The following is a 7,197-nucleotide window of genomic DNA, read 5'->3' on the forward strand; positions in this document are numbered from 1 at the left end:
CTGATAGGGTGTCTGCGTCTTGAGCACACCATAGGCAATCTGCAGCAGCTTGCGCATGGCCGCGCCCAGGGCGCTCATCTTGGCTTTCCCGCGTGCCAGCAGACGCTGGTAAAGCGCTTTGACCGTGGGATTGTGCTGTTTGGCCACAATGGCCCCCATGTAGAGCTTGGCCCGCAGCCGAGGCTGCCCCGCTTTGGTCAAGCGTGGTTTGCCTTTTACCGACGTCCCCGAGTCCCAGGGGCGTGGAACCAGGCCCGCATAGGCCGCGCATTGTCGGGCACAGCCAAAGTCGCGGCTGTGCAGAAACGCCAGCAGGTGGCGGGAAAGGACATCCCCGATGCCCTGGATGCTCCGCAGCAGCTCCCGGTTGCGTTTGAGCTGGTCGTGCCGGTCGATGTGGTCGTCGATCTCCTGCTTCAGGCGTTCGGCCTCCTGACGCAGGGCACTGAGCATCGTATCGATGGAGGCCACTACGCTGAGGCTGGCCTGACTGACCTCGGCTTTTTCCCGCCGGTTCAGTTCGCGCTGGAGGTCCTCCTGCAACGCCTCATACCGCACGATCATCGCTTTCAGCTCGCGGATCTCCCGCGCCTCCGGCAACCAGCGTCGGGCCTTTTGGGTCGCGCCAAAACGGGCGAGCACCAGGCTGTCCTGCTTGTCCGTCTTACCGCGAATACCCAGGCTGCGCGCATATTCGCGGACTTGCGCCGGGTTCAGGACGAAGACCTGAACGCCACGGTCGTGCAGGTAATACGCCAAGGATTCGTGGTAGACCCCGGTGGCCTCAAGGAACACCTTCAGTTCCCCGGCGGCAACGCCACTGTGGGTGCAGCACCACTCGATCAAGGCGGCAAAGCCGTCTACTTGATTGGTAAATACCTTGGTCTTGACCTTCAGACTGTCCGGGTCGCGTAACCACAGACAGTCGAGCTTTTGCTTGCTGACATCGATTCCAATAACCGCCATCTCTCGATCCTTGCCTTGTTCATGCAGCCTCACTCCGGTGGAGGGGCTTGGATACCATTCAGGAGTTGGAGAAGAGGGCCGGGAGCACAATCTACGAAACAGAGTCGAGCTCTCAGGATGGGAACGGCTTTCCCGGCCCTGGGCAGTGAGGTAGCTAACCTCATTGCCCTGGAGAGATACAAGGATGGGCCGGGCGGCGCTCCGCGAGCGGAGCGCTACCCATCGCGACTGAGTTGATGGGTATCGCAGGCTCCACCCATCCTACTGACGCCCACCTGCCCATCGGTAAACCCTATTGCCTTGCCATCGTCCTCGGTGAATTCGAGAACGGCGCGCAGGCACAAAAGGGGGACAGATTTATATTCGTCGCTCTAGGTTCGCCTCGCTCGCCACGTATTTCCATGCGCCCAAGCCAAACCTAGAGTAGAAAAATGAATCTGTCCCTTCACTGCCCTGCTTCCCAGGAATTCCCGTTCCTACGCCTTTCGCCGATGCAGTCTCGGATCATCCCCCTGGGACCCCATTCCCACCATTCCGCCAAGCCCAGAAAGCTGGTCTATTCCAGAGCCATTAAATCAATAGAAAAGATCACGTTAAATCAACATTATCGAACATAAAAATGCGATTTATCTGGATTTTCAATCATTTTTTCGTTTCTTTCTTCATCCAATCAAACTAAAACTGGTCTAGACCAATAAATCAAACCGATGGTAGATTGGGCTCACCGTCCGGCCAGCCCCTGTCCTGACGGCCAAAACGGCTGACTAAAAACACCCTGCACTCGACAAGGTAGAGGAGGAGAGCCCCCCAGATCGTCACCTATCGCAACGCATCGCCATGCCAAGTGGATTTGGTCTAGTCCACTGAACTGGCCAGCTCGGCAGTACCCAGAACAAGAACAAATTTCTTTGCACTGTCTAGAAACCATAGGGACCCCGAAAATGAACAAGAATCCCGGTACCCTGCACGGCGGCTGGAAATCCCTCCAGCGCTGGCGCATCCAGATCTTCGTTATCACCTGGGTGGCTTACGCCGCCTTCTACTTCACGCGAAAGGCATTCTCCGTCGCCAAACTGGGTATCAGCGAAGACCCTGGCTTCGAACTCGAGAAGAGCGCAATGGCGGATCTCGATGCGCTCTATCTCACCGCCTACGCGATCGGCCAGTTCATGTGGGGCGTATTCGCCGATCGTTTCGGAACACGTGTCGTAGTGCTGGGCGGCCTTGTGGCGTCAGCCTTGGCGGCCATCGTCATGGGCACCTTTGCGACGCTGCCGATCTTCGCTGCCTGCATGGTGGCCCAAGGGCTTGCCCAGTCCACCGGGTGGTCCGGTCTCTGCAAGAACATAGGCGCCTTCTTCGCCACCCACGAGCGAGGTCGGGTGCTTGGCTACTGGAGCACTTGCTATGCATTCGGCGGCCTGGTGGCGACGCCTTTCGCCGGTTGGTGCGCCTACAGTCTTTCCCAAAGCTGGCGCATGGCATTCATCTCTTCCGCTGTGGTGGTGCTGATCGTTGCTGTGCTGTTCTTCCTGTTACAACGCAATCGCCCCCAGGATGTCGGATTTCCGCCCGTGGGGGCCGAGACAACCCCGATAACGACCGACGATATGCCTCGAACCAGGTCATCGGGCTCGATAAAGAAGGTGTTGAAGAACACCCACGTGCTGGTCCTGGGGATTGCTTATTTCCTGCTCAAGCCCGCGCGTTACGCCATCCTGCTCTGGGGACCGGTGATCATCTATGAGCGCATGCCCGAGATAGGAAAGGTCGCCTCATCCATCGTCCCGGCCGCCTTCGAAGTCGCCGGACTGGCGGGCCCCGTTCTTATAGGAATCGCTTCGGACAAATTGTTTGGCGCCCGACGCATGCCCGCCTGCGTGCTTAGCCTGGCTGCTCTCACGGTTTGCCTGGCGCTTTTCGTCCCCGCCATGCAGAGCGGCAGCCTCTATCTGGTGATAGGTCTGCTCTTCATGATGGGCGTCACTCTCTACGGGCCTGACTCGATGATCAGCGGTGCCGCCGCCATTGACTTCGGCACCAGCGAATCGGCCGGTACCGCGACAGGATTCGTCAATGGCTGCGGTTCGGTAGGGGCCATCCTCGGCGGTTTGCTTCCCGGTTACTTCGACACCATCACTGTGTTCTTCGTCTTCACCGCCACCGCACTTCTGGCCAGCCTGATGCTGGTGCCGTTCTGGAACAGCCGCCCGAAATCACACGCGGACCGCACTGAAGCGGGGGCACCGGATGCGCATCCCCGCGGGGAGCAGCTTCAACCTGGAAAGGCGCAGTAAATGCCCCACCGAACTTCTTGAAAGGAATTGGCGCCGCCATGGATGACTCAGTGCCCCGCCTGGCGGCGACACCTTCACCAATCCTGTTCACCGAACCTAGCAACGAAAACCCAAAACGCCGGGGCGATCACTCAAGCCCTGTTCAGCACAAGAACAAGCACCTGGCCTGGAAAGCCCCACCTCTGAAAAAGGAACAACCTATGCCCCTTGCCATCTTCGACCTGGACGAAACACTCATCAATGGAGACTGCGCCACGCTATGGGGCCATCACATGACCGACCTGGAATGGGTCGAGAGAGCATCATTCATCCGCAAGGAGAATGAACTGATGGCCCTTTACGCGGAGGGCAGGCTGGCCATGGAAGAGTACATGGACTTCACCCTTTCCCCCGTCACCGGTCGCACCGCGAAAGAGATAGCCGTGGCAGTCGATGCATTCATAGACAGGAAAATAGAACCGCTGATCTATTCCGACGCCATTCACTGCCTGGCCAACCACCGCCAGAATGGCGACCGCATCCTGATAATTTCGGCGTCGGCGCATTTCCTGGTCAGTGCCATAGGAAAGCGCCTGGGGATCGAGGACGTATTGGCGATCGACCTCGAGGAGAGGGAGGGGGTCTATACCGGGAAAACCCGCGGCACATTGACCTACCGCGAAGGCAAGGTATCCCGCCTCGACGCCTGGCTGCAGGAACAGGGCGAAGTATTGGCGGGAGCCTCCTTCTACTCTGACTCCCGCAACGACTTGCCCCTGCTTTCCCTGGTCGACAAGCCGAATGCAGTCAATCCCGATGACACCCTACTCAGTCATGCCACACAGGCAGGCTGGCCCGTACTGAGCTGGCGTTGAATTGTGCAGGACGGACCCGCTTCACGCTGGCCAAGGCGGTGCGCCTGAATGCCTTTCATCGACGCTCCAGCGTTACACGTCGCTGAGCCCGAGGAGCTATTCGAGTCCTCAGGCACCTGCGCTCTGGCCGGAGTTTCTTTGGCGATGAATTTTCCGGCCATTCGGGGTCGCCCAGTCTGACGCTCTGTGCATTCCAAGCCACTCACCCGTCCTGGATTGGCCGATATACCAGAGCAGCGTGGGAGGCATTACTCTGTGCGCCCGGAAACCCGACCAGCACGGAGAAGTTATGCGCGATGAGCCGTCCCGGCCATTGACGGTCATCTACCAGGCCCTGCGAGAGCAGATGGATCGCGGCCTGTTGCGCCGTGGTAGCAAGCTCCCCAGCGAGCGCCAGATGTGTGAAGTGTTCTCGACTACGCGGATTACGCTGCGCGAGGCCCTTGGGCAACTGGAGGCCCAGGGGCTGATCTATCGGGAGGAGCGCCGAGGTTGGTTCGTCTCCCCCCAGCGGCTGGTCTACAACCCGCTGGTCCGGAGCCACTTTCACGCCATGGTGGCGGAACAGGGAAGAGTCCCTGCGACCGAGGTGCTTGGTGTCGGCCTGATACCGGCCAGCGTGGATATCTGCGAGCGCCTGGAGCTACCGGCTCTCTCCAGGGTCTACCAGATTCGGCGCGCCCGTCGCGTGGATGGCCGGTTGGTGCTCTATGTCGAACACTACCTGAACCCCAGCTACTTCCCCGGAATCGACGAATTCGACCTGACTCGCTCCCTGACCGACCTCTACGCCAGCCGTTACAACATCCGCTACGGCCGGGTGCGGTTCGAGATGGTCCCGACCATCCTGCCTGCGGAAGCGGCAGCTCCGCTGAAGGCCTCGGTCGGCAGTCCCGCGCTGCAGATCATTCGCATCAATCGGGACCAGTCAGGTCGACTGATTGACTGTGACGTGGAGTACTGGCGCCATGATGCGCTGCAAGTGAATGTTGAAGTACCCGAATAGGAAAGCTCCGGGATAATCCTCGCCGCCCTGCTCTTCGTGGTCGCCATCGCATAAAAAGGCGACCTTGGCTTCCAATCTCCAGCGGAGAGACTATCCGAGCTGTTGCTCTGACCGTTTGAAGCCAAGGTCCCCTTTCCTCAGCCATCAGATCCCGGAGGCACCGGGGCGTCTTGATGCTGGGCCCGGTAGGTTTTGTAGATCTGCTGGACTTCCGGGTTATCCAAGCTCTCGTATGTGATGTCTTCTTTGTCGAGTCCATCGAGACCGCGAATGTCACCGATGATCTCCGGCCACTCGTCACGGCTTGTTATGCCAACCACGAAAGGCTTCAGGTAGTTATCGAGGTGCCCCTTGAAGGGCTCCCGAATCTCGTCGCTAAGCGCTAGCAGGTAGTCGTCTTTGCTCGTTTTAGACCAATTAATGGCGAATCCTGCTCGGTAGCATAGCTCCATGAAAACAAGCAGGATGGTGCGTCCGTTACCGTCCAGGAAGGGGTGTGCGAACGCCAGCTGGCCCATAATCTCGCCAGGCTTTTCCTTGAACTTTTTCTTGTCTGTCGCGAGCTGGAGCGCATAGTCGACGGACATCTTGATGAAGTCTGGGCGCTCGAAGACGGTGCTACGTGGATCGTCGTGCGACCCTTTGAATACAGCTAGATGCGGAACAAGCTCATTTCGATCTTTGCCAGCCCATGGGTAAAATCCGCCAAACAGGATCTTGTGAACCTTAAGGACGGTTTTGTAGTCGAGTGGCTTCTTTTTGGCCAAGTATGAAAGAGCCTCTTCGATACTCAGCTCGAAGGTAAAGTGTTCAGACTCTTTGACTTCGATAGGATCTTTGAGGCCTTGAAGATTTCGAAGATAGCCGGCGGTTTCGAAATCGCCGAAGGGATCGAAACTCATGCGCTGAGTTTCTTTTTCGAACGCCTCTTTTCTTGGAGGTAGCGCCCCTGGAGTGCAAGAGTTTCCGTCTTACTCAGAACGCCTTTCTTTTTGAGATTAACGAGCAGCTGCTCAATGCCATCTAGCTCGACCAGATCGCCGGCAAGACGAGTGATGGTCACAGCCATGCGGCTTATTCCGTCGCGCTCAGCGGTGACCTTGTGAGCCTTGGCAAGCTTGCGGACTTGACTGGCAACACTGACAGCGGCGGTTTTGGTCATCGAAAAGCCCTCCATTCGCCGTCGAATCATAGCATCAAAGCCTGCTCATTTGCGCCTGTGCCCGGGCCTCCCGAACAGCTTGATAGCTTCGATCCGTTGTCAAGCCATGGTCTCGGCCACGTCATGCTTTTGCGGCGCGTTCAGGTGGAATGCGTCAGGCAGCAGATCCTCTGGCTTTTCGTACTCGCCGTCATACTCAAATGGATTTCGGTGTAATGGATCCGGGGTCTTTGCTGCATCTGCAACACTCCTCCTGACTACCCAGGATCTAGTGTGTTGCATCCATCGATTGAATCCACAAACGCTTACTCACACACCAGACCAACCACTCCCGATAGTTCAGCGGCTTTTTTGTGCCTGCGGCATACTCGCGCACGCTCAAAACCTCTGCTCTGTCGGGAGTGGGCTAATACAAGACCCGAAAGGGGAATATGCCCGGCCCTCTGCTTGGGGTTTCTTGGCTAGCGACTCCAACAGCCCTGAAAAAGCAGTTCAAACAAGCGGAGGTAATGGATATGCCCGATTTCCCCCAGTTCCACCCCTACCCCCAGTCCGACGCCGAAGTCCTGATGCCCGCCCGGTTCGTCCGCCACAAGCGCCTGCTGCGCGCCGTGCTGCTGGATGAAGAGCCCTGGTTTGCCGTCAGCGACCTGGCCCGGCTGATCAACCACGCGCATCTCCCCGAACGGGTGCAGCGCAATCTGGACGAGGACCAGTTGCAACGCGCCTGGATGCGCAACGGCCATGGCGACTTCGAGCAGGAACTGCTGATCGGCGAGTCCGGCGTCTATGCCGTGCTGATCCTCTACTACCACCCGGAAAACCGCGGCATCCGCCAGTGGATCACCCAGCAGGTGATTCCGCGCCTGAGGGAAGAAGAACGCTTCGACGCCCAGCGCCCCTACCGCGAAG

Annotated in this window: 7 protein-coding genes; 4 read left to right on the forward strand and 3 right to left on the reverse strand. The window is 58.3% G+C overall.

All coding sequences use genetic code 11. The features are described from left to right. A partial coding sequence (locus E8F11_RS08270) for an IS110 family transposase (protein ID WP_280287030.1) occupies positions 1-966 on the reverse strand: 966 nt, incomplete at its 3' end. A gap of 941 nt (positions 967-1,907) precedes the next feature. On the opposite strand from E8F11_RS08270, the gene E8F11_RS08275 reads away from it, so the two are divergent. The 3 genes from E8F11_RS08275 (at position 1,908) to E8F11_RS08285 (ending at position 5,123) form a co-directional block, all read left to right on the forward strand. Beyond that, on the forward strand, positions 1,908-3,263 hold the full coding sequence (locus E8F11_RS08275; RefSeq protein WP_280288359.1) for an MFS transporter: 1,356 nt from the start codon (positions 1,908-1,910) through the stop codon (positions 3,261-3,263). Positions 3,264-3,463: 200 nt separating this feature from the next. Further along, positions 3,464-4,117, forward strand: a complete 654-nt coding sequence (locus E8F11_RS08280; protein ID WP_280288364.1) for an HAD family hydrolase — start codon at positions 3,464-3,466, stop codon at positions 4,115-4,117. A gap of 289 nt (positions 4,118-4,406) precedes the next feature. After that, on the forward strand, positions 4,407-5,123 hold the full coding sequence (locus tag E8F11_RS08285) for a UTRA domain-containing protein (RefSeq protein ID WP_280288360.1): 717 nt from the start codon (positions 4,407-4,409) through the stop codon (positions 5,121-5,123). A 137-nt stretch (positions 5,124-5,260) separates the two neighbouring features. Here the strand turns inward: E8F11_RS08285 and E8F11_RS08290 are convergent, their stop codons facing one another. Both E8F11_RS08290 and E8F11_RS08295 read right to left on the reverse strand, forming a co-directional pair. Further along, entirely contained in the window at positions 5,261-6,025 is a 765-nt protein-coding gene (locus E8F11_RS08290; protein WP_280288361.1) for a Fic family protein, read from the reverse strand. After that, on the reverse strand, positions 6,022-6,285 hold the full coding sequence (locus E8F11_RS08295; protein ID WP_280288362.1) for a hypothetical protein: 264 nt from the start codon (positions 6,283-6,285) through the stop codon (positions 6,022-6,024). Before E8F11_RS08295 ends, E8F11_RS08290 begins: the two co-directional genes overlap by 4 nt. Positions 6,286-6,800: 515 nt before the next feature. Between E8F11_RS08295 and E8F11_RS08300 the strand changes: the two genes are divergently transcribed. Next, a partial coding sequence (locus E8F11_RS08300) for a Bro-N domain-containing protein (protein ID WP_280288363.1) occupies positions 6,801-7,197 on the forward strand: 397 nt, incomplete at its 3' end.

Source organism: Pseudomonas sp. BN417 (assembly GCF_029871205.1).
In the GTDB taxonomy this organism is placed as follows: domain Bacteria; phylum Pseudomonadota; class Gammaproteobacteria; order Pseudomonadales; family Pseudomonadaceae; genus Metapseudomonas.

Excerpts from the sequence above, each read along its gene's own strand:
- E8F11_RS08275 (WP_280288359.1), top strand. The coding sequence starts at position 1,908 with ATGAACAAGAATCCCGGTACCCTGCACGGCGGCTGGAAATCCCTCCAG.
- E8F11_RS08280 (WP_280288364.1), top strand. The coding sequence starts at position 3,464 with ATGCCCCTTGCCATCTTCGACCTGGACGAAACACTCATCAATGGAGAC.
- E8F11_RS08285 (WP_280288360.1), top strand. The coding sequence starts at position 4,407 with ATGCGCGATGAGCCGTCCCGGCCATTGACGGTCATCTACCAGGCCCTG.
- E8F11_RS08290 (WP_280288361.1), bottom strand. The coding sequence starts at position 6,025 with ATGAGTTTCGATCCCTTCGGCGATTTCGAAACCGCCGGCTATCTTCGA.
- E8F11_RS08295 (WP_280288362.1), bottom strand. The coding sequence starts at position 6,285 with ATGACCAAAACCGCCGCTGTCAGTGTTGCCAGTCAAGTCCGCAAGCTT.